Annotated in this window: 20 protein-coding genes and 2 pseudogenes; 15 read left to right on the top strand and 7 right to left on the bottom strand. The window is 65.5% G+C overall.

Features of this window, described 5'->3' with window-relative positions; genetic code table 11:
* Positions 1–964: 964 nt before the first annotated feature.
* Positions 965–1,333, bottom strand: coding sequence for a helix-turn-helix domain-containing protein (locus tag HY058_17320; GenBank protein MBI3499056.1), 369 nt, complete (start codon positions 1,331–1,333; stop codon positions 965–967).
* Between the two features lie 225 nt (positions 1,334–1,558).
* Between HY058_17320 and murJ the strand changes: the two genes are divergently transcribed.
* A complete protein-coding gene (murJ, locus tag HY058_17315) occupies positions 1,559–3,130 on the top strand; it encodes a murein biosynthesis integral membrane protein MurJ (GenBank protein MBI3499055.1) in 1,572 nt (523 codons plus the stop codon).
* A gap of 196 nt (positions 3,131–3,326) precedes the next feature.
* Positions 3,327–4,325: a tryptophan--tRNA ligase gene (gene trpS, locus HY058_17310; GenBank protein ID MBI3499054.1), complete on the top strand. Its 999-nt coding sequence runs from the start codon at positions 3,327–3,329 to the stop codon at positions 4,323–4,325.
* 158 nt (positions 4,326–4,483) lie between these two features.
* Here the strand turns inward: trpS and HY058_17305 are convergent, their stop codons facing one another.
* Complete coding sequence (locus HY058_17305; protein MBI3499053.1) at positions 4,484–5,479, bottom strand: ABC transporter substrate-binding protein; 996 nt, start codon at positions 5,477–5,479, stop codon at positions 4,484–4,486.
* 148 nt (positions 5,480–5,627) lie between these two features.
* On the opposite strand from HY058_17305, the pseudogene HY058_17300 reads away from it, so the two are divergent.
* Positions 5,628–6,807 (top strand): annotated as a pseudogene (locus HY058_17300) (IS1380 family transposase).
* Between the two features lie 207 nt (positions 6,808–7,014).
* A pseudogene (locus tag HY058_17295) lies at positions 7,015–7,505 on the top strand (IS5/IS1182 family transposase).
* A 261-nt stretch (positions 7,506–7,766) separates the two neighbouring features.
* On the opposite strand, the gene HY058_17290 reads toward HY058_17295, so the two are convergent.
* The 5 genes from HY058_17290 to HY058_17270 all read right to left on the bottom strand — a co-directional run bounded on the left by HY058_17290 (position 7,767) and on the right by HY058_17270 (position 12,680).
* Positions 7,767–8,714 carry an ornithine cyclodeaminase family protein gene (locus tag HY058_17290; protein MBI3499052.1) on the bottom strand — a complete coding sequence of 316 codons (948 nt, stop codon included), beginning with the start codon at positions 8,712–8,714 and terminating at the stop codon, positions 7,767–7,769.
* 204 nt (positions 8,715–8,918) lie between these two features.
* Positions 8,919–9,419 carry a PAS domain-containing protein gene (locus HY058_17285; protein MBI3499051.1) on the bottom strand — a complete coding sequence of 167 codons (501 nt, stop codon included), beginning with the start codon at positions 9,417–9,419 and terminating at the stop codon, positions 8,919–8,921.
* A gap of 259 nt (positions 9,420–9,678) precedes the next feature.
* The gene (locus HY058_17280; protein MBI3499050.1) at positions 9,679–9,987 is read right to left on the bottom strand and encodes a DUF1272 domain-containing protein; all 309 of its coding nucleotides are present in this window, start codon (positions 9,985–9,987) and stop codon (positions 9,679–9,681) included.
* A gap of 50 nt (positions 9,988–10,037) precedes the next feature.
* Positions 10,038–11,417, bottom strand: coding sequence for a hypothetical protein (locus tag HY058_17275; protein ID MBI3499049.1), 1,380 nt, complete (start codon positions 11,415–11,417; stop codon positions 10,038–10,040).
* Positions 11,418–11,450: 33 nt separating this feature from the next.
* Positions 11,451–12,680 carry an adenylate/guanylate cyclase domain-containing protein gene (locus HY058_17270; protein ID MBI3499048.1) on the bottom strand — a complete coding sequence of 410 codons (1,230 nt, stop codon included), beginning with the start codon at positions 12,678–12,680 and terminating at the stop codon, positions 11,451–11,453.
* Between the two features lie 169 nt (positions 12,681–12,849).
* On the opposite strand from HY058_17270, the gene HY058_17265 reads away from it, so the two are divergent.
* The 11 genes from HY058_17265 (at position 12,850) to HY058_17215 (ending at position 21,592) form a co-directional block, all read left to right on the top strand.
* Positions 12,850–13,404 carry a NifU family protein gene (locus HY058_17265; protein MBI3499047.1) on the top strand — a complete coding sequence of 185 codons (555 nt, stop codon included), beginning with the start codon at positions 12,850–12,852 and terminating at the stop codon, positions 13,402–13,404.
* A 108-nt stretch (positions 13,405–13,512) separates the two neighbouring features.
* Complete coding sequence (locus HY058_17260) at positions 13,513–14,100, top strand: malonic semialdehyde reductase (protein ID MBI3499046.1); 588 nt, start codon at positions 13,513–13,515, stop codon at positions 14,098–14,100.
* Positions 14,101–14,249: 149 nt separating this feature from the next.
* Positions 14,250–14,933, top strand: coding sequence for a tRNA (adenosine(37)-N6)-threonylcarbamoyltransferase complex dimerization subunit type 1 TsaB (tsaB, locus tag HY058_17255; protein MBI3499045.1), 684 nt, complete (start codon positions 14,250–14,252; stop codon positions 14,931–14,933).
* The gene (locus tag HY058_17250; GenBank protein ID MBI3499044.1) at positions 14,930–15,421 is read left to right on the top strand and encodes a GNAT family N-acetyltransferase; all 492 of its coding nucleotides are present in this window, start codon (positions 14,930–14,932) and stop codon (positions 15,419–15,421) included. Before tsaB ends, HY058_17250 begins: the two co-directional genes overlap by 4 nt.
* A 247-nt stretch (positions 15,422–15,668) precedes the next feature.
* Positions 15,669–16,091 (top strand): MucR family transcriptional regulator, encoded by a 423-nt coding sequence (locus HY058_17245; GenBank protein MBI3499043.1) that lies wholly within the window; start codon positions 15,669–15,671, stop codon positions 16,089–16,091.
* Positions 16,092–16,283: 192 nt separating this feature from the next.
* Positions 16,284–16,658: a transcriptional repressor gene (locus tag HY058_17240; GenBank protein ID MBI3499042.1), complete on the top strand. Its 375-nt coding sequence runs from the start codon at positions 16,284–16,286 to the stop codon at positions 16,656–16,658.
* Between the two features lie 105 nt (positions 16,659–16,763).
* On the top strand, positions 16,764–17,615 hold the full coding sequence (locus HY058_17235; protein MBI3499041.1) for a 1-acyl-sn-glycerol-3-phosphate acyltransferase: 852 nt from the start codon (positions 16,764–16,766) through the stop codon (positions 17,613–17,615).
* 116 nt (positions 17,616–17,731) lie between these two features.
* Positions 17,732–19,099: a tRNA (N6-isopentenyl adenosine(37)-C2)-methylthiotransferase MiaB gene (miaB, locus tag HY058_17230; protein MBI3499040.1), complete on the top strand. Its 1,368-nt coding sequence runs from the start codon at positions 17,732–17,734 to the stop codon at positions 19,097–19,099.
* On the top strand, positions 19,096–20,127 hold the full coding sequence (locus tag HY058_17225; GenBank protein ID MBI3499039.1) for a PhoH family protein: 1,032 nt from the start codon (positions 19,096–19,098) through the stop codon (positions 20,125–20,127). Before miaB ends, HY058_17225 begins: the two co-directional genes overlap by 4 nt.
* A 26-nt stretch (positions 20,128–20,153) precedes the next feature.
* Positions 20,154–20,663, top strand: a complete 510-nt coding sequence (ybeY, locus tag HY058_17220) for an rRNA maturation RNase YbeY (protein ID MBI3499038.1) — start codon at positions 20,154–20,156, stop codon at positions 20,661–20,663.
* Entirely contained in the window at positions 20,660–21,592 is a 933-nt protein-coding gene (locus HY058_17215; protein MBI3499037.1) for an HlyC/CorC family transporter, read from the top strand. The genes ybeY and HY058_17215 overlap by 4 nt, the downstream gene beginning before the upstream one ends.
* Positions 21,593–21,653 lie beyond the last annotated feature (61 nt).

Raw genomic sequence — 21,653 nt, 5'->3', positions numbered from 1 at the left:
GCCGCGCCGGCTTCGCTGATCTGCCCATGCCGCCAGCATGCCAAACCCCAGCACCTGGCGACACCCCAAAAACCCAATATCCACGTGGCTTCGGGTCGCCTTCAACCCCTCAATTCGCCCACTCGATTCCCTGATGAGCCTTTTCTTTAAGAGCCCGGGAAAAGCGCGGCACGGATACTTCCGGCATGTACGCCAGAAGGTTCACGCAGATAGCTGTTTGTTGGGCGCTAAGAGCCGGCTAGGTGCCGCGTACAGTCACAATTTTCACTACGACTGTGTGCCGGTGCGAGGTGGGCTCAACCGCGACTATCCCAATTGTCACGATGGGCAGACTGAGCCCTCAACAGCTCCGACCCACGTGAATATCGCTCCAAACGATTTCATTTTTTGAGCGAAGAAAAAGCGCCGGCAGGACGGTTACCCTGCCGGCGCCCAACACTGATTGCTTTCTGACAACGGGACTGCTTGCTTTCTGACAACGGGATAGCCGAAAAAGAACTTTCGTTCCGAACTTCGCTTGTCCCTCGCACCTACGGATCACTACCAACCATCGTGAAGGCGCCCGGCCGGGCGGAGTTCACGATCTAGCCAGTAAGAACACGCCCTCGGTGGTCGCAAGCAACCAACTTCAGGCTTCGACGGTTTTCCGAACCTCAAGCTGAGGCCCAGTCCACTCATGCGTGTCAACGAAACCAAGATGGCGCTTGCGATTCGATGCGTCAACTAAATGCGAATAGTGAAATTTTATTATGCATAAATCTTTTATTCGGCTGCTTCCTGTTCTCATGTCCCTGAATTAAGAAATAAAATGTTGCCATTGCGGCAATGAAGTGTCCTGCTGCGGCGCTTTTCGTCACCCAAAATAGAGTCTTGCCCGCTCACTAAGAACCATTGGTTCAGATTGCCAGGTTAATTCTGGCTGCGCAAATTATTAGCCAACGGACCGGCGGCTTTTGCCGCGACGCTACAGCCGCCGCAACACGCGCTCCACAGTCTCCGGTGCTCGTTCGATCATCGCCAGGAGCAGGCGGGCCGGACGATCCGGCTTGGCTCGGCCCTGTTCCCATTCCTGCACCGTTCGTGGGGAGAATCCGTATTTCAGCGCGAAGGCCCGCTGCGACAAATGCTGCCGACGGCGGATCGCCCGCACGTCAACAGAATGCGGCGGCTCGACCAGGCGCGCGCGCTTGAGCTCGCGCGCTGTCAGGACCGGATGGCCGTCATCACTGGCCTGGCGCCGGATTTCCGCTTCGCTCGTCGCCTTCACCCGCGCCCGATCGATTTTAGGCTTGCTCTTCTTCAGCTCCACCAGGGACTTCCTTACGATAGGCATTGCGTTCTCTCCGATTTGCTTTCCTCGCGGATATGACGCGCCGCCGTCTCGAACGAAAAGCCGCGCTCGCTGCGGCATCTCTCGCTCTTCGCCTCGCCCCATTCGAACATACGTGATTCACGTATATGCGACGACGCAACAACCTGTCAAACCCCTTCGATCGATAGGATCGTGCGCGGCTGCCGCCTAGGCGAGCCTGGCGCCGACCTGCTATGAGCTGGCCCCGTGTCCTTGTTCCGCTCCATCGCCACCGTCGGCGGCTACACCCTGGCGAGCCGGGTCTTGGGGTTCATCCGCGACATCCTGGTCGCGGCCTTCCTCGGCGCTGGCCCCCTGGCGGACGCCTTCATCGTCACCTTCCGGCTGCCCAATCTGTTTCGGGCGTTTTCGGCCGAAGGGGCCTTTTCGGCCGCCTTCGTGCCGATGCTGGCCCGCCTCATCGCCACCGAAGGCCGGCAGGCGGCGCTCAGCTTCGCCGAGGAGACTCTGGCGGTTCTCATCGCCGTGCTCGGCCTTTTCGTGCTGGCCGTCGAAGGGGCGATGCCCTGGGTCTTGAGCGTGATCGCGCCGGGCTTCACCGGGGATGGGGAGCAGGTCGCCACGGCGCTGCTGTTCGGGCGGGTGATGTTTCCCTACCTCCTGCTCATCACCTTGGTCGCCTTCCTCGGCAGCATCTTGAACGCGCTCGGGCGCTTTGCCGCCATGGCCTCGGCGCCGAACCTGTTCAACCTCGTGCAGATCGCCGCCCTCTTCGCCATCACCCCCTTCGTGCCCACCGTCGCCCATGCGCTCTCCTACGGCGTGGCACTGGCCGGCATCGCGCAGTTCATCCACCTCGTCTACGCCGCCAAACGCGCCGGCGTCCGCTTGCGGCTGGTCAGGCCGCGTCTCACGCCCAATGTCCGCCGGATGCTGAAGCTGATGGTCCCGGCCACGCTCGGGGCCGGCGTGACCCAGGTGAGCCTGGTCATCAGCACGGTGATGGCCACCCTGCTGCCGGGCGGTTCGGTCGCCTACCTTTATTACGCCGATCGGGTGGCGCAGCTGCCTCTGGGCGTGGTCGGCTACTCCGTCGGCACCGCACTCCTGCCCTTGCTGACCCAGCAGCTCGCGCGCGAGCCCGAAGCGGCGAACACCACCCAGAACCGCGCGCTCGAGGTGGCGGCCCTTGCCACCTTGCCGGCCGCGGCAGGGCTCATCGCCTTGGCACTGCCGATCGTGCATGTGCTGTTCGAGCACCGCGCCTTCTCCGCCGAGGACGCGATCCTGACCGCACGCGCTCTCGCCGCCTTCGCCATGGGTCTGCCGGCCTTCGTGCTCATCAAGGTGATGACGCCGGGCTACCTCGCGCGCCACGACACGGCGACGCCGGTCAAGATCGCGGCCGTGGCGATTGCCGCCAACCTCGCGATCATTCTCGCCCTCATGCCCTATCTCGCCCATGTCGGCATCGCCATCGGCACCTCGATCGCCGCCTGGCTGAATGCGGGCCTGCTCTGGGCCGGGCTCGCCCGTCGCGGCCAGTTCCACCTGGACGCCGAAGCGACAAGGCGGCTGCCGCGGCTGGCTCTGGCCGCCCTCGGCATGGGCGGCTTCGTCTGGTGGGCCGCGGGCTTGGCCGAGCCCATGCTGATGGGGCACGGGCTGGAGAGCATCGGGGCGCTGGTACTCCTGATCGGCGCCGGCGGCCTCGCCTTTGCGCTTCTGGTGCTGGCCACCGGTGCCGCGCGGCCGGCCGAACTCCGCAGCTTCCTCAGCCGCTCCCCGCGGTTGACGGAGCCGAGCCAAGACGGCTAAAGAGAGGCCATGTCCGCGACCCGTCCCGCCTTGGCCGTCGCCTTCCGCTCCGCCCTTCGCTGGTGGCGGCGCTCTTTGGGCAGGTGCGAGGGCTGATCCGAGTCCATCTTCGTCGCTGGTAACCGGCCCACCTGGACGATCTCTCGGTGGGTCTTTTGTTATGCGCTCAGGGGATCCGCGTGGAGGAGCAACAACGATGAACCTCATCTTCTCCGGCATGCAGCCAACCGGGAATCTGCACCTCGGCAACTATCTCGGCGCGCTCAGGAACTGGGTGAAGCTGCAGGACCGCGCCCGCTGCATCTTCTGTGTCGTCGATCTGCATGCCATCACCATCCCGCAGGACCCGGCCGAGCTGCGCGCGGCCACCCGCGAGGTGGCGGCCGCCTACATGGCGGCCGGCATCGATGCCAAGACTCATATCCTCTTTAACCAGAGCCAGGTGCACGAGCACGCCGAGCTCGGCTGGATCTTCAACTGCGTGGCGCGGCTAGGCTGGCTCAACCGGATGACGCAGTTCAAGGACAAGGCCGGAAAGAACCAAGAGAACGTCACCACGGGACTCTACGTCTATCCCAACCTGATGGCCGCCGACATTCTCGTGCATCACGCCGATGCGGTGCCGGTGGGTGATGACCAGAAGCAGCATGTCGAGCTCACCCGCGACATCGCCAAGGCTTTCAACAGCATGTTCAACATCGAGTTCTTCCCGTTGCCGGAACCGCTGATCCTGGGTCCGGGTGCGCGCATCATGAGCCTTCGCGACGGCACCAAGAAGATGAGCAAATCGGATGCCTCCGACATGAGCCGGATCAACCTGACCGACGATCGCGACGCCATCGCCAACAAGATCCGCCGGGCGAAAACCGATCCCCATCCCTTGCCGGACTCGCTGGCGGAGCTGGAGAAGCGGCCGGAGGCGGCGAATCTCATCGGCATCTATGCCGGGCTCGCCGACATCGACAGCGCCGATGCCTTGAGGCGCTTCGCCGGCAAGCAGTTCTCCGAGTTCAAGAGCGCGCTGGCCGAGCTCGCGGTCTCGGTCCTGGGCCCGATCAACGCGGAGATGCAAAGGCTGAAAGCGGATCCGGGCTACGTCGATAGCGTGCTGCGCGACGGCGCGGAGCGGGCGCGGGAAAGCGCCGCGCCGATCCTGAGGAAGACCCACGACATCGTCGGCTTCCTCAGGCCTTAGAGGACTAGCCTGGATTATTCGTGACGGAGCGGTAAATCGGGCGGGTGACAGCGCCGAGTCCATTGATCGGACTCAACATCAGCGGTTCTAAATTGAGCTAGACGATGGGGTCGCGGGCTGCCACGCATGGCGAGACTCGCTCACGGCATGGCCGTCGCTTATTCGATCACCTCGTCGGCGAGCGCGAGCAGCGACTGTGGCACGCCGAGGCCGAGCGCCTTCGCGGTCTTGAGATTGATGACCAACTCGAACTTCGTCGGCTGCTGCACCGGCAGATCGCCCGCAAAGGCGCCCTTGAGGATGACGTCGGCATATTCGGCCGCCTGCACGTATTGCGCGGCGACCGCGACGCTGTAGGAGGCCAAGCCGCCCTCACGTGTGAAGAAGTCGTGCGCATAGAGCGCCGGCAGACGATAGCGCGTCGTCAGACCGAGGACGAGGGCGCGATGGTTGATGGTGAAAGTGTCGGAGGGGAAAAACAGGCCGCCATTGGCTTCGCGCTCCAGCGCGCCGAGTGTCGCCTCGATCTCCGCCGCGTCGTGCACGGGAGCGGCATTGGCGACGACGCCGAATGACGCTGCCGCCGCCTCGATCGAATCGAGGAACAGCTTTGCCTGCGGCGCCGTGTTGGGGTTGAAAACGACCCGGACCCGCACCACCCGAGGAGCCATTTCCTTCAACAATCCCAGCCATTTGCCGCCCATCTCTGGGTCGAAGAAGGTGAATCCGGTGAGGTTGCGGCCGGGACGGGCCAGATTCGAGATCAGGCCCTGTCCCACCGGGTCGGAGACGCCGACGAAGACGATCGGGATCAAGCCGGTCGCCGCCGCCACCGCTTTGAGCGCCGGCGTGCTGACCAAGAAGATCAGATCCGGACCTTGGTTGACCAGCTCTGCGGCTGTGGATTGGAAATCGGCGATCGACGCGCCGGGGCGCCAGCGCTCGATGAACTCGACCGTCCGGCCTTCGACCCAGCCCAGGTGCCTCAGCTTCTCCTTGAAGCCGAGATAATATTGCTGCTGGGTGCGATCACTTTCGGCGAACGGAATGAAGACGCCGATGCGTTGAGCCGGCACCGCTTGTTGAGCGAGCCCGACACGCGGGCGCGCGAGCGTGCCGGCGGCGGCAACAGTGATAAATTCCCGCCGCCTCACTCGATTACCTCGTCGGCACCCTGCATATCGTCATCTCCCCAGACGACGAAGAAGCTAGGTGGCAGCAGTAGCTCCGACCGTGAATGTGCGACATGATTCCGGTGCTGCAGGAGGATGCACGCATTGATCAAGGGAGCACCTCACCACCATGGCCGATGATAGTCTTCTCCCCTTTGACCTGCCAGCGGTAGCGCGCAAGAAGGTGACAGCAGCCTTCGATGGCGGCGGGCTACGAGGACGCGGACGACTGCGACACCTTGCGTGCGGACCCGGTATTCAAGATGGCGGTTGGGCGACTGCCTGAAACCGGCTCAGGGCTGTGCTCGCAACCGACCATGTCACGCCTGGAGAATGCGCCCTCGAAGATCGAGATCGCGCGGATGATGGCGGCGATGGTCGATCTGTTCTGCGCCACATGGAAGCGCTCACCCGAGGCGATCACCCTCGACATCGACGATACGCTCGATCGGGTCCATGGGCACCAGCAGCTCTCGCTCTTCAATGCCCATTACGACGAGCGCTGCTTCCTGCCGATCCACATCTACGAGGCGACGACCGGCAAGCCTGTGGTCGTCATCCTGCGGCCCGGCAAGACGCCCGCAGGAACAGAGGTCCGCACCATCATCAAGCACGTCGTCCGCCGTATCCGCCGCCAATGGCCCGATACCCGCATCTGCTGGCGCGGCGACAGCCATTACGCCCGGCCTGAAGCGACGGCGTGGTGCGAGGCGAACGGCGTCGATTACATCTTCGGGCTCGCCGGCAACGACATTCTGCATGCCCAGGTCCGGGCCGTCGCCGACGACCTCTACGTGCGCCGCGCCGAGGCCGGGGACGCCAGGAGCCGAACGTGGACGACCTTCGGCTATGGGGCGAAGAGCTGGACCAAGCCGCGCCGCGTCATTGCCCGCCTCGAAGCCACCGCAAAGGGCTTCGATGTGCGCTACGTCGTCACCACCCTCGCCGGTTCGCCCGAGCACCTCTATGAGACTGTCTACTGCGGACGCGGCCAGGCCGAGAACTTCATCAAGCTGCACAAGGCCCAGCTTGCCTCGGATCGCACATCCTGCCGCCGCCCACGCGCCAACCAATTCCGCCTCATCCTGCACACCGCGGCCTACTGGCTATTGCACACGCTGCGCGCCGCCTCTCCCAGGCGCTCATGCTGGAAGACCGCTGAGTTCACCATGCTGCGGCTTCGGCTGATCAAAGTAGCCGCCCGTGTGGTAGAGAGCGCCGCCCGCATCCGCGTCTGGCTGCCGACGGCTTACCCCGAAGCCTCAATCTTCCGGTTGTTCGCTGGTCGCTTCGCCGCAGCCGGACCGTGATCGAAGGGGCGAAGTGCCCCCGACCAAACCAGCGACCTTCAACCTCAAACCATCACAAGGAAACCGACCTCACCGCATCCTTATGGGGGTGCCACGGAAAACAGCGGTCGAAGCACTGTGAACCGATTACAAGCCCGTTCGTGACGCGCCGTGGCGAATACGTGCGGCTAGCGACGTTCCGGGGGAATGTCGCGAATTGACAGCTCTCGCCCCTACGAGTTCGGCTGCAAGGTCTCCGTCGCCACGCCGGTCACCAAGCCCTCCTTCGGCACGCTCTGGGGCGGCCAGTTCGTGCTGCATGTGAAGGCGCTGTATGGCAACCCGTTCGACGGCCACACTCTGGGCCCTATGGTCGCCGACATGGAACGGCTCATTGGCGTTGAGGCTCACCGCATCCATGTCGACAAGAGCCTGCCCCTGCGAAGGCGGGGGGCTATCGCGGCCACAACCATCCCAACCGCTTCAGGAGCTGGATCTCGGGCCAGGTTCGCCGCGTCTCCCGTGCCATTCGCCGCGAGATGCTGCGTCGCGCCGCCGCCGAGCCCGTGATTGGCCACCTCAAGGCCGATCAAGGGATGGGCCGCAATCACCTCAAGGGCCGCGACGGCGACCGCATCAATGCGCTCCTCGCCGCCGTCGGCTTCAACTTCCGCCTGCTTTTGCGCTGGCTGGCGGAGCTCTTGTGTGCCTGGTTCTAGCTCGCATTCACCAGCCGCTCAAGTGCTCCCAATCCGTCTGACCCGGATGCGCCTCAACCGGCCCCGCACCTAAATCAGGCTCGGGTCGCATTCTTCACAGACGACTCTAGAAAGTAACGACCTGAGCCCAAATACAAGCGCATGGTGCAAATTTCCGGGCCGATTAACGCGAGCCGGGTCGCCACCACCGAGGCATTGGCAGGTAAGCGGTTGTGGAATGTACTTGTTCAACGATGAATTTCGACAAGCTCAGCGAGATGTTTACGTCGCTGCTCGTCGCAGCAAATGCTCTGCGACAACGACCTCAGTGCCTGCGAGTCCGACAGAGCAGAACAAACTAATATCCCTGTCCTCTCGGCCATATTGTCCGCCACCTACGATGTTGGCGAGATCCCGCACATCGTTCCAGCCTGGAGTCTTCTCAAGGAAAAATGGCTCCGACAGAGAGCGCATCTGCTCAGGGGCGTCCGTCGCGATGAGCGCTGCTAGGGATCCAATCTCGAGGGGCATTTCGTGGCGGCTCGATAGCTTGGGTCCAACGGTATTGACATGCGCTCCGGGCGACAACCACCCGGTGTCAATGACGGGCGTCGCACTGTCTGTCGCGCACAACACGATATCGGCGTCCTTGACTGCCTCGCGCGCTTCGGACGCGGGTTCCACGCGGAGATTTACCTTGGCGGCCACACGCCGGACGAAGGCGTCACGCTTTGCGGGGTTACGACTGTAGACTCGAACGAGAGCGAGCCGGCGAACCGCGGCAGCCGCGAGAAGCTGCGTCTCTGCTTGTCGACCGCTGCCGATGACGGCACATATTGAGGCGTCTACACGCGAGAGGTGCTTGACTGCTACTCCTCCGATCGCGCCAGTGCGCAACGCGCCAAGCATATCTCCAATAACGACTCCGAGAAAATTCCCGCTGACGGTGTCCCAAGCGGCCACGAACTGGGCGCGCTGAATGCCGGCGCCGGTAAACGTTTCATATGCGCGGAATCCCGCGACGCCACCGCTACCCATATCGGATATGCCGCCGATAGTGAATACAAGGCTCCCGCTACTACCGAAGGAGATGGAGTGTCGTGGCGGCGCGATCAAGCGCCCAGCCTGTTTCGCGCGAAGGCACTTTTCGATGACGGCGATGACCTCGCTCATGTTGGCGAGGGCGAGCACGTCATCATCGCGGAGTATGGGAAAGGGCGATAGAACCATGACCTCTCAGCCGCGACAACCACCATCCAATAAAGATTGGATCGTGTCGGACACCACTAAGCAGCAAGCGACAAACTGAGAGGCAGGATACTCCCAGCTATCGGTGATCAACTAGGTTCTCTGCTGCAAGCAGCGCTCCAATGTCGAAATCCGGCCGACCAAGGACCTCGGGGAACGTCCTCTTGTGAAAGTTACAGCCCCTAGCTAGGCGAACGCCCCGGATCCGCTCCGGATCATTACCCCGTCGCCCCCGATGGCGACCGTAGCTGCCAGCAGACGCACCACGGCACCGCTGTCATCGACAAGCGGCATCGCAAGCCGCTGCCAACATGCGGTGAACTCCGCCATCGTCGGCTTACGGGTCGTGTAGATGGACTCGCGTCGGATGAGTGCCGCCCGATAGACCGCGATCCCGAATTCGGCGACGTAGGTGCTGGCGGGATGCTCGGAGAGCAGCCGGCCGGTCATGTCGAGGTTCGAGATCTGCGCGATCTTGCTGCCATAGAGCCGGTAGCGGAAATCGCGGCCGCCGTCGACCGCGTCGAGCAGCATGACATAGCCGAGCGCTGGACGCAGCTCGAGGGGATCGATCTGCCTGATGTGCGGAAGGCCGCCGTCGGAGAGGCTCGACCAATGTCCCGAAAGAAAGCTCAGAGGTGGCGCAGCGAGATCATGGGCCTTAGGGCTCCAAACGACCTCGGGCAAATCCGCGCCCGCCGCGATGAAGACATCGCCGATCGACAGAAGGTCTTTCTCGACAACCTTTGCCGTCCAAAACTCGATCCTCTCCCAATCGAGCGCGCGCGGATCACCTGTGCGCCGTGGTGCACGCTGCGGGCGATCGGGCCTTGATGGCGAGGCGGACATGCCGGCGCGAATTCACCGTCCCCCGTGACGTGTGCGCGAGAGAGCTAGGACCGCGCATTTTGTAGCAAGTTCCATATGAACATTACATGAATGTCTTCTAGCGGCGTTCCGGCGGAATGTCGCGAATGCCGTCTACGAAAAGCCCCAGCTCTGCGCGGTCCCATTTGAGATGGACCCGCTTCGTCGAGGCCTTGTGCTGGCTCCGGCTGACGCCCTTGCGCCGCTCGCTCGCCGGCCGGATCGGTCTCGGAACGAACCCGCCGCCGCAGTTGGGGCAGACATTGCTGAGCACGGTGTCGACGCAAGCGACGCAGAAGGTGCATTCATAGCTGCAGATCCGGGCATCGGTCGCTTCCGGCGGCAAATCCTTGTCGCAGTATTCGCAGTTCGGCCTCAGCTCCAACATCCGCACCTCCTAGGCTGCGCGTTTGGTTTTTTGCCACCGCGGGAGATCGGCTAGGCGATCTCCGGTGCCGCGTCCGGCCGTTCGGTCCGTCGCATGCAGCCATAAAGGAAGCCGGCGCAGATCGCGGTTGCCGGCAGGGTCGCCGCCGCGATGCCGACCGCGCCCAGCTTCTGCATCAGCCAATAATTGAGGGCGAGCTTGAGGGCGAGATTAAGCGCCGCCATGGCGAGGATGAGCCGTGCCAGCGAGAGGGAAGCCGCCAGGCGAACCAGCAGCACGGTGGCCGCGAAGGCGGGAAGCTGCGCGAAGTAGGCGGCTTGCACCGCCGCCACTTGGGACGTGCTCTCGGCGGTGAACGCGCCGCGCTCGAACATGAGGCGCGCCGCCGGCTCGGACAGGAGGATCAGCACCAGGGTCACCGGCATGGCAGCGGCGACGACCCATAGGAGATGCCGCCTGACGCGATGGATCAAGGCGGCGCCGGCCTCGTCGGCCAGGCCTGCATAGTAGGGTGCAGCCGCCGAGCCCAAGGCGAGCGTCGCCAGATGCAGCACGGCGGCCACCAGCTTCGATGCATAGCCGATGCTGGCGACGCTGCCGGCATCCAGGCTGGCGGCCATCGCCTGGTCGATGAGCAGCGAGCCGCCCATCAGCAGCGAGGCGGCCAGCATCACCGCATATTCTCTGCCGACCGCTGCAAGCTCGGGGCCGACGGCACTCCAGCGCGGCACCAGGCCCACCCCCTGGCGCCTGAGGCCGGCACCCAGCAGCACCGCCTCGATGACCATGCCCGCCAGCGCTCCCAGCACCAGGGCGAGGACGCCGAGCTCCCTTCCCTCAGCGAGCAGCAGTACCGTCATGACCACCGGTGTCGTGGCCGGAACCAGTGCGGTCAGCGCGAAGCTGCGACGGGCCACCAGCACGCCGGCCCAGATATAGCCGACGCCGTTGATGACGACGTAGGGCGCCATCCACCGCAAGAGGCTCTCCGTCAGCAGGCGCTTCGGGCCATCGAAGCCCGAGGTGAGCCAGGGCAGATAGAAAGGTGCGGTCGCCACCATGGCCAAGGTCGCCAGCACCAGGAGCGAGAAGGCGACGGCGCTGGCGCCGGCGAGCAAGCGCTCGGCTGCCGCTTCGCCGGAGCGATCGAGGGCTCTGCGATAGGCGGGGATGAAGGCGAATTGAAAGGCGCCGCAGAGGATTCCGGTCAGCGACACCGGCACCAAGGTGGCGATGACATAGGCGTCGATGGCATCGCCGGTGCCGAACAGCGCGGCTGCGACCACCTCGCGCGCCAGCCCAACCGCCTTCGCCAGCAAGGACAGCGTCGCCAGCGTCAGCCCGGCGCCGACGATCCGCTGGTCGATGGCACCGGCGCGGTATTGGCGCCACTGGTGCTGGAGCCAAGAAAGCGCTGCCGAAGGACGCATGACTGCTTCTAGCCGCCGCCGATGCCGGATGGCTCAACCATAGCCCGGCTCCGGCACGTCTTCCGGCAGCGTGAAGATCTCCACCGGTTCGGTGAAGCCCCGGAGCACGTGGAATCCGAGCGAGGTGAGCGGGCCTTGATAGACTTCGGCGAACTCGGCCGAGGCCAGCACCGCGCGCCGCAGCACCTTGGTCAGGGCCTCGATGCGGCTCGCCATGTTGACCGAGGGACCGATCACGGTGAAATCCAGGCGGCGGCGGCTGCCGATATTGCCGTAGATTAGGTCGCCGACATGCAGCGCCAGGCCGAAGCGGAGCTCTGCCTTGCCCTTGGCGCGCCGCTCCTCGGCCAGCCGCGCCATGCGCGTCTGCGCGTCGGCGGCCGCGGCGAGCGCGGCGGTGGCCGCATGCTTCGCCTCGCCGTCGATCGGAAAGATCGCGAGCAGGCCGTCGCCCATGAACTTGAGGACCTCGCCGCCCTGGCCTTCGACGGCCAGCACCATGCGCTCGAAATAGTCGTTGAGCACGGCGATCAGCGTGTCGCGCGGCAGCGCGTCCGACATCGCGGTGAAGCCCCTCAGATCGCACAGCCAGATGACGGCGCGGATGGTCTCGCCGTTGCCGCGGCGGATGGCGCCTTCGAGCACCCGGCGTCCGGCGTCGCCGCCGAGATATGTCGTCAGCAAGGTCGTGGTCATGACTTGCCGGGCGCGGGTTTCCAGAACCAGCGCCAGCACCGGCATGAGATCGTAGAGTACCTTGAGGTGCTGGGTGGTGAAGCCGCCCGGCCTGTCCGAGGTCCAGGTCAGGAAGTTGATGAGCCCGTCGGAGAACACCAGCGGCAGCGCCACATAGTCGGTCGCACCCTCGGCCTTGAGATCGGCCAGGATCGGATAGTCGAGCACGGCTCCGGGGATATCGAGGCGCCGGCGAATGGCCGCCGCTCCCTCATAGATGGCCGGCAGCGGGCTTTCCTTGAACTGCTGCGTCTCTTCGATTCCATGCAGGAGCCCAATCTCCGTCGGCCAGTCCTCGCCCTTGCGCCAAATCATGGTGGTGCCGATGAGCGTCGGATGCAGCGTGCGCACGGTGCAGGTCGCCCGCATCAAGGGCACGCCGGCCGCCAGCAAGCGATTGCAAAGCTCGAACAGGAGCTCGCCCGGCGACTCGATGCGCGGCCCCTCTCTCAGGAGCCATTCCAAGAGCGCCGGTTCGGCCCGGCCGGAAGCTGCCAAAGGTGTTGCCACCGCCATATCGGGCGCCATGCTTGGAATTTCTACCGCACGGGATGCAGGCTCCTAGGCCCCGGCCGAACCAGCCGGATCCCGGAGCCGGGGTTGATCCTCCACCAAGAATAGCCCATTTATGCAGTGAACCGGTTACTATGGCGCCGGCGCGGCTCCAAGAGCCGATTCCCGCGCGGAGGGTCTCCAGATGTTCATCCAGACCGAATATACGCCGAACCCGGCGACCTTGAAGTTCCTGCCCGGCCGCGAGGTGCTGGCGAAGGGCACGGCGGATTTCGCCAATCGGGACGCGGCGGCGCGCTCGCCCCTGGCCGAGAGCGTCTTCGCCATTGCCGGCGTCGAGCGCGTCTTCCTCGGCAGCGACTTCGTGACCGTCACCAAGGACGACGACAAGGACTGGGCGGTGCTGAAGCCCGCCATCCTCGGCGCCATCATGGAGCACTTCACGCACGGCAAGCCCGTTATGATTGCCGAAGCAGCGGCGGCGGCGGATGGCGATGCCGGCGAGGACAGCGAGATCGTGGCCCAGATCAAGGAGCTCTTGGAGACGCGGGTTCGGCCGGCGGTCGCCCAGGATGGCGGCGACATCATCTTCCAGAGCTTCGAGAACGGCGTGGTGTCCCTGCACCTGCAGGGCTCCTGCTCCGGCTGCCCGAGCTCGACCGCCACCTTGAAGATGGGGATCGAGAACATGCTGAAGCACTATATCCCCGAGGTGACCGAGGTGCGCGCCGTCATGTAGGTCCGCCCGTGGGCCGGAAGCGGCCCAGAGGCTTGTATGCGATCGGCATGCCCGTCCAGAGTAGCGCTCTGGACGGGCTTTTCATGTCTCCGGGGCGGGGTAGGTTCCATGGCGACAGCCGACGATCAAGCGCTCGACCTGGCTTTTCGCCGGGCGCGGACCCACAACGCCTGGCGCAATGAGCCGATCGGCGAGGAGCGGCTGCGTGCTGTCTACGAGCTCGCCTGCATGGGGCCGACCAGCGCCAACTGCTCGCCCCTGCGCGTCGTCTTCGTCAGCTCGCGGCAAGCGAAGGAGCGGTTGAAGCCGGCGCTTTCCTCCGGCAACCTCGCCAAGACCATGGCGGCTCCGGTCACCGCCATCATCGCCCACGACCTCAAGTTCTACGAGCACCTGGCGCGTCTCTTTCCCCACGATCCGACCGCCCGTTCCTGGTTCGAAGGCAAGCCCGATGTCGAGGCGACCGCCTTCCGCAACGGCACCCTGCAAGGTGCCTATTTCATCATCGCGGCGCGCATGCTGGGCTTGGATTGCGGCCCCATGTCGGGATTCGACAATGCCAAGGTCGATGCCGCATTCTTTGCGAACAGCTCGGTGCGCTCGAACTTTCTCGTCAACCTCGGCCACGGCGATCCCGCCGGTCTCTTTCCCCGCAGCCCGCGCTTCGCCTTCGAGGAGGTTTGCCGAATCGAATAGCACGCACCCGCCGCCGGGAACCGCTGGGTTGGCGCGTGGAAGAGCCATTCAACCTCGACCGAGCCCGTGCCCTCGCCTATGTTGCCCTCGCCTATGTTGAGGGGCGCCCGCATCGGCAGAGCCGGTGGGCAGGCTGGCGCGAGGAGCGGATGTCGTCGATCACGGTGCTTGGTCTGGATTCCGCGCTCTCCGGTTGCTCGGTCGCGCTCGTCGCCGCGGGCCAGCTCAAAGCCGAGCGGCACCAAGCCGGCGAGCGGGGACAGGCGGAATGTCTCTTACCCATGATCGAAGCGACCATGGCAGCGGCCACCATCGGCTTTCCGGCACTCGATCTGATCGCGGTCACCATCGGGCCGGGAGCGTTCACCGGGCTTCGCATCGGTCTTGCTGCCGCGCATGGCTTGGCGCTGGGCGCCAAACGGCCGGTTGCCGGCGTGACCACGCTGGAAGCGGTGGCGGCGGCGACCGAGGCTGCCCTGCGCCGGGGCCGGACATTGGTGGTGGCGCTGGAGACCAAGCGCCGGGATTTGTATCTGCAGGCCTTCACCCCGGCACTTCAGCCCTTGACCGAGCCGCAGGCGGTGGCACCCGAGCGCTTCGAGGCATGGGCGCCTTCCGGCCCGCTCCTCATCGCCGGCGACGGTGCCGACCGGCTGGCGGCGAGCCTTCGGGGCCGCGCTTTCAGCATTGCCGAAGGCGTGCGCCTGCCCGAGGCGGCGCTGGTCGCGCGCATCGCCGCCCTTCGCCACGGGAGCGATGCGGCGCGTCCGGGAACGCCGCTCTATCTCCACGCTCCCGATGTGACCATGCCGACCGCGGCGAGGACGCGATGAGCGCGGTTACCGACCCCGCCATCGTGGCGGCGATCCAGTCCGATACCGCGACCTTGGCTTGGCTGCAGGGCCAATGCTTCGACGACCCCTGGGGCCGGGTCGGTTTCGGGCGGATGCTGTCTTTGCCCGGCGCCTTCGCGCTCATCTGCCGCACCACCTTGCAACGCGGCCGGGTGTCGGTGGGATTTGCCGTGTGCCAGGTGGTGGGCGAGCAGGCGGAGCTGTTGACCCTCGGCGTCTTGCCGGAGCGCCGCCGCGAAGGCCATGCGCGCCGGCTCTTGGCGGAATCCTGCGCCCGCGCCCGGCAACGGGGTGCCGGGCACATGTTCCTCGAAGTCGCCGAGGACAATCTGCCGGGTCAGGTGCTCTATAAGAGCTTCGGCTTCGTCGTCGTGGGACGCCGACCGGGTTATTACCGCGATCAGATGGGGCGGCGCGTGGCGGCGCTCACCATGCGCCGCGACATCGAACCTGACCACCGGCCTTAGGTCTTAGGCGTCGGGTTCGACCTCATCCTGCCAGTAACGGGTCGCCGACGACACGCAGACAATCCCCTCACCCGGGAAAAGCCGCAGGCGATGCCTCCGCTGCCGGCCGGCAATTCCACAAACAAAGAAGATGCGCAAGATGTTGTGCTGAAATCTTACGAATTATAAAGGCTCTTGATTATAGATTGAAGTTGTCGCACCCGGGAACTATATTACCGCCAATCTTCCGGATACGGGGAATTCAGAAATGGCCGACCGAACCGATAACAACGAGCTGCTGACACTGACGGCCGATATTGTCGCCGCGCATGTGTCCAACAACACCGTCGGTGTTACCGACCTGCCGCAACTCATCCAACAGGTCTACGCGTCGTTGTCTTCGCTGGGACAACCGGCGCAGCCGGTCGCCGAGCGGCCGCAACCGGCCGTGGCGATCAAGAAGTCGGTGACGCCGGACTACATCATCTGCCTGGAAGACGGCAAGAAGCTGAAGATGCTGAAGCGGCATCTGAAGACCGCCTTCAACATGACTCCGGAAGAATATCGGGAACGCTGGGGATTGCCGCCGGATTATCCGATGGTGGCGCCGAACTATGCCTTGCAGCGGAGCAAGCTCGCCAAGGACATCGGCCTCGGCACCCGCGCCAGGCGGCGTGGCGCCAGCAAGTAACACCGGCGATCGCCCGGGCACGGCCGAACGCATGCGCCGGTGCCCGGTGGTTGGGCATCGACGGCGTCGGGCTCGGCCGTTAGCCTCGGGCCAGGCGGTCGTCTATAATCCCCCGACCTCGCGGCAACAGACGGAGAGCATGCACCCGTGCCGTCTCGACTCGAGGATTTGTGCATTCAGAAAGGCCTGAGAATGACCGAGCAGCGGCGCGTCATCGCCCGCGTGCTGTCGGACTCGACCGATCATCCCGACGTGGAGCTCGTGCACCGGCGTGCCGCCGACATCGATCCCGGCATTTCCATCGCTACGGTCTATCGCACGGTTCGGCTGTTCGAGGAGGCGAACATCCTCGAGCGCCACGACTTCGGCGACGGCCGCTCGCGCTACGAGGAAGTGCCCCAGGCGCACCACGACCATCTGATCGACGTCGAAAGCGGGAAGGTCATCGAGTTCAAGAATGAGGAAATCGAGGCTCTGCAGCGCCAGATCGCCGAGAAGCTGGGCTATCGTCTGGTCGACCATCGACTGGAGCTCTTCGGCGTCCCGATCAAGCGCGAGCGGGAATAGGCGGACGGCCAGCCTGATCGCCCACGCGGCCAAGCGTGTCGGTCTCCGGCGGCGCTCCCTGGGCCGCATCGCCCTGGCTGGAGGGCAGGCTTGAGGCCCAAGGGAATGCCGGATATCGGATCGACGGCGCTGGCCGCCTGGCGGGCTCTCGCCTATGTGCTCTGGACGCTCATGCTGATGCCGCTACAGGTGCTCGCCGTCGCCGCGGGCTGGCGCCTGGCGGAGCGCCTGCCGCTCTTCTATCACCGATCCTGCCTGCCGCTCTTAGGGGTCAGCTTGCGGGTGCTTGGCCAGATGGTTGAAGCGCGCCCGGTGCTGTTCGCCTGCAATCATACGAGCTACCTCGACATTCCGATCCTGGGCGCGCTCATCCCCGGCTCCTTCGTCGCCAAGAGCGAGATCGCCGGCTGGCCTTTGTTCGGCACCTTGGCACGCCTGCAGCGATCGGTCTTCGTCAACCGTCGGCGCAGCATGAGCTCCCAGCACCGCGACGAGATGTCCGAGCGGCTGGCGCGGGGCGACAACATCATTCTGTTTCCGGAGGGAACCTCTTCCGACGGCAACCGCGTGCTGCCGTTCAAGAGCGCGCTCTTTGCCGCCGCGGAGGGCCCGCGGCCGGGACGGACGATCGTCGTGCAGCCCGTGTCGGTCGCCTTCGTGCGGCTGAATGGCATGCCGCTCGGCCGCGAATTCCGACCGCTCTATGCTTGGTACGGCGACATGGGTCTCCTTGCCCATGCCTGGTTCATGCTGGGGCTCGGCATGGCGACGGTGGAGATCCGCTTCCATCCCGCGACCAGCTTGGATGAACAGGGCTCGCGGAAGGCCTTGGCGCACCATTGTCATCGCCTGGTGGCGGCCGGCCTCGCCGAGTCCTTGGCCGGCGCCCGGGCCGCCCGGCCGCAGATCCCCGAAGCGGCACCGGTTCCGGCCGAGCCGGCCGTCGTCGGATCGTAACTTGACGATGCCCCGAGCCATGGTCATGTTTTTGCTTAGAGTGACCCATCGCAGGATCGCAGCATTACGGCCGGTCAGGGCGTCGGCCGCCGGCAACGCGCCGACCGGGTAAGAGCTTGGCGAAGCAGCTCTATATCAAAACCTATGGCTGCCAGATGAACGTCTACGACTCCGGTCGGATGGCGGATGTCCTGGCGCCCCTCGGCTTTGTGGCGGCGGCGCGGCCGGAGACGGCCGACATGATCATCCTCAATACCTGCCACATCCGCGAGAAGGCGGCGGAGAAGACCTTCTCCGAGCTGGGGCGCCTGCGCCCGCTGAAGGAGGCGCGCCTGGAGCAAGGCCGGGGCATGATCATCGCGGTCGCCGGCTGCGTCGCCCAGGCCGAGGGTCAGGAGATCCTCGAGCGGGCACCCTTCGTCGATCTGGTGGTGGGCCCGCAGGCCTATCACCGGCTGCCGGAGCTGTTGGCGCGGGCGACCCGTGCCGGCGGCGGCGTGCTCGATACGGAGTTCCCGGTCGAGCCCAAGTTCGACCACTTGCCGGAGGCGAGCCTGAGAGCGGCCGCCTCAGCTTTCCTCTCGGTGCAGGAAGGCTGCGACAAGTTCTGCACCTTCTGCGTCGTCCCCTATACCCGCGGCGCCGAATACTCGAGGCCCGCCCAGGCGATCCTGGCCGAGGCTCGGCGCCTGGTGGCGGCGGGGGCGATCGAGATCACCCTTCTCGGCCAGAACGTCAACGCCTATCACGGAGAAGGGCCGGACGGTGCCGGCTGGGGTCTCGGTCGGCTCATCCGGGCGCTCGCCGAAATCGACGGACTCGAGCGGCTCCGCTACACGACCTCGCACCCCATGGACATGGATGACGAGCTCATTCAGGCCCACCGCGAGGTGCCGCAGCTCATGCCCTTCCTGCATCTGCCGGCGCAGTCGGGCTCCGATCGCGTCCTGGCGGCGATGAACCGACGCCATACGGCCCAGCACTATCTCCGGGTCGTCGAGCGCATTCGCAAGGTGCGGGCCGATCTGGCGCTGTCTTCGGATTTCATCGTCGGATTTCCGGGCGAGAGCGAGGAAGACTTCCAGCTGACGGTCGGGCTCGTCGAGAGTGTCGCCTACGCGCAAGCCTACTCGTTCAAATACAGCCCGCGGCCCGGCACCCCCGCCGCGGCGCTCGCGGGCCAAGTGCCCGAACCGGTCAAGGAGGATCGCTTGGCGCAACTGCAGGCCGCCATCGGCAAACATCAGCGCGCCTTCAACAGGGATGCGCTTGGCCGCCGCATCGCCGTCCTGGCCGAGCGAGGCGGCCGGCGTACAGGCCAGCTGATCGGTCGGAGTCCCTACATGCAGTCGGTGTATTTCGAGGCGCCGAGCCGGATGCTCGGCCGTTTGGTCGATGTCGAGGTGATCGGCGCCTACGCCAACAGTCTGGCTGCTCGCCTGGTCGAGCCGGCGGCGGCGGCCCCTGCGGGGACGCAAGCTTGACGCGTCAGGATCCGATCCGCCGAGAGTTCGGTGACAATAGCCTGCTGCCGATCCTGTTCGGCGAGCACGACCGTCACCTCGCTCGCATCGAGCAAAGCTTCGATGTCAGCATCGCATCGCGCGGCAATGTCGTCGCCATTACCGGACCGGAAGGATCGGCCCGCGCCGCCGATGCCACCCTGAAGGCGCTCTACGACCGTCTGGCCGAGCACAAGCGCGGCGGTGCCGCACCGCCCGAGCTGGAGGCCTCGGTGGTCGATGCCGCCATTCTCTGGGCCGGGCAGGGCGGCCAGGGTGAGGCCGCCTCCGGCAACGGCGAAGGCTTCGAGGAGGCGGGTGCTGCGGTGCAGACCTGGAAGCGCCCGATCATCGCCCGTTCGCCGGTGCAGGCGGACTATATCCATGCGCTCCGGCGCTTCGAGCTGGTGTTCGGTCTCGGTCCCGCCGGCACCGGCAAGACCTACCTCGCCGTGGCGGTGGCCGTGGCCTTTCTCCGCGAGAAGCGGGTCGACCGCATCATCCTGTCGCGTCCGGCGGTCGAGGCCGGCGAGCGCCTGGGATTCCTTCCCGGCGACATGAAGGAGAAAATCGACCCCTATCTCCGCCCGCTCTACGATGCGCTCTACGACATGATGCCGGGCGAGCAGGTGGATCGTCGCTTGAAGTCGGGCGAGATCGAGATCGCGCCCTTGGCCTTCATGCGCGGGCGCACTCTCGCCAACTCCTTCATCATCTTGGATGAGGCGCAGAACACCACGCCCACGCAGATGAAGATGTTCCTGACCCGGCTCGGCGAGAACAGCCGCATGTCGGTCACCGGCGATCCGAGCCAGATCGATCTGCCGCTCGGCGCCAGGTCCGGGCTCAACGACGCCTTGGAGACACTGAAGGGGGTCACCGGTGTCACCGTCACGGAGTTCACCGATGCCGACGTGGTCCGCCATCCGCTGGTGACCCGGATCGTACGCGCCTACAACGCGAAGGATCCAAGGCTGCTTGCCGCCAAGGCCAAAGAGGAGCATCGGTGAGAGCGAAGCCTGACATCGCGATCGCCATGCTCTCGAGGCGTTGGACCGCCAAGCTGCCGGATTGCGCCGCCGTCGCCCGGCGCGCGGCGATGGCGGCGCTCGCAAGCGGACCGGCGCAGGGAGCCGTCGAGCTCAGCATCGCGCTTGCCGGCGACCGGCTGGCGCGGCGGCTGAACCGTGAGTTTCGCGGCCAGGACAAGCCGACCAATGTGCTCTCCTTCGCCGGCGATGCGGCGAGCGGTGCAGCCCGGCAGCCGCGCCTCCTCGGCGACGTGGTGCTCGCCTTCGAGACGGTGCAGGGCGAAGCCAAAGAGCAAAAGAAGCCCTTTGCCGATCATTTGAGCCATCTCGTCGTCCATGGCGTGCTGCATCTTCTCGGCCATGATCACGCCAGGAACGCCGAGGCGGCGGCCATGGAGAGGCTCGAGCGGACGATCCTCGCCAAGCTGGGCGTGCCCGATCCCTACCGCGCTTGCCTCCAGAGCGCCGCCGTCCGCCGGCGCGAGGCGCGGGCAGAGGTGCGAGCGCGCCCATGACCGACACCTCGTTTCGCGGTGCCGGCGGTGCCTCCGCCGGATCGCCCCATTCCCATGGCGAGGTGCAGGAATCGGTGCTCCGGCGCCGGCTGCGCGGTTGGCTGTCGCGGCTGCGGCCGGATCGCGAAGCCGAGGCCTCGCTGCGCGAGACCTTGGAGGAGCTGATCGAGGAGCGGGAGGAGGAGGCGCCGATCGCCGACGATGAGCGGGCGCTCATCGCCAACATTCTGAAGCTCCGTTCCCTGACCGCGACCGATGTCGCCGTGCCGCGCGCCGACATCGTCGCCGTCGAGGTCGACACGCCCATGGACGAGCTGGCGAAGCGGATGGTCGCTTCGGCCCATTCGCGCCTGCCGGTCTATCGCGAGACGCTGGACGACGTCGTGGGCATGGTCCACATCAAGGACGTCTTCACCCGGCTTGCTTCCGGGCAGAGCGTTCCGCTGCGCGGCCTGTTGCGCAAGGTCTTGTTCGTCTCGCCGGCGATGCGGGCCATGGATCTCCTCTTGGAGATGCGGGCAGTGCGCACCCACATGGCGCTGGTGGTCGACGAGTTCGGCGGCATCGACGGGCTCGTCACCATCGAGGACCTGGTCGAAGAGATCGTCGGCGAGATCGAGGACGAGCATGACGAGACCGAGGCGCCGCGTCTCGTCGATCGGCCCGACGGCTCGGTGCTCGCCGATGCGCGCGCGACCATCGAGGAGCTGGAGGCCCGGGTCGGGCCGATCGTCTCACCCGAGGAACGGGCGGACATCGACACCATCGGCGGGCTCGTGGTCTCGCTGATCGGGCGCGTGCCCGCGCGCGGCGAGCTCGTGCGCCACCCTTCCGGTCTCGAGTTCGAGGTGATCGAGGCCGATGCCCGCCGCGTGAAGCGCTTGCGTGTCATCGGCGCCAGACCGCCGGCACCGGCCGAAGAAGCCTGAGCACCATCTCGGACCAAGCGCCGGGTCGGCTGCCGCGGATCGCAGCGTCATGCGCGCGAAG

The sequence above is a fragment of the Pseudomonadota bacterium genome (genome assembly GCA_016195085.1).
Taxonomy (GTDB): Bacteria; Pseudomonadota; Alphaproteobacteria; order SHVZ01; family SHVZ01; genus JACQAG01.
This window is presented reverse-complemented; position numbering and strand designations above follow the sequence as displayed.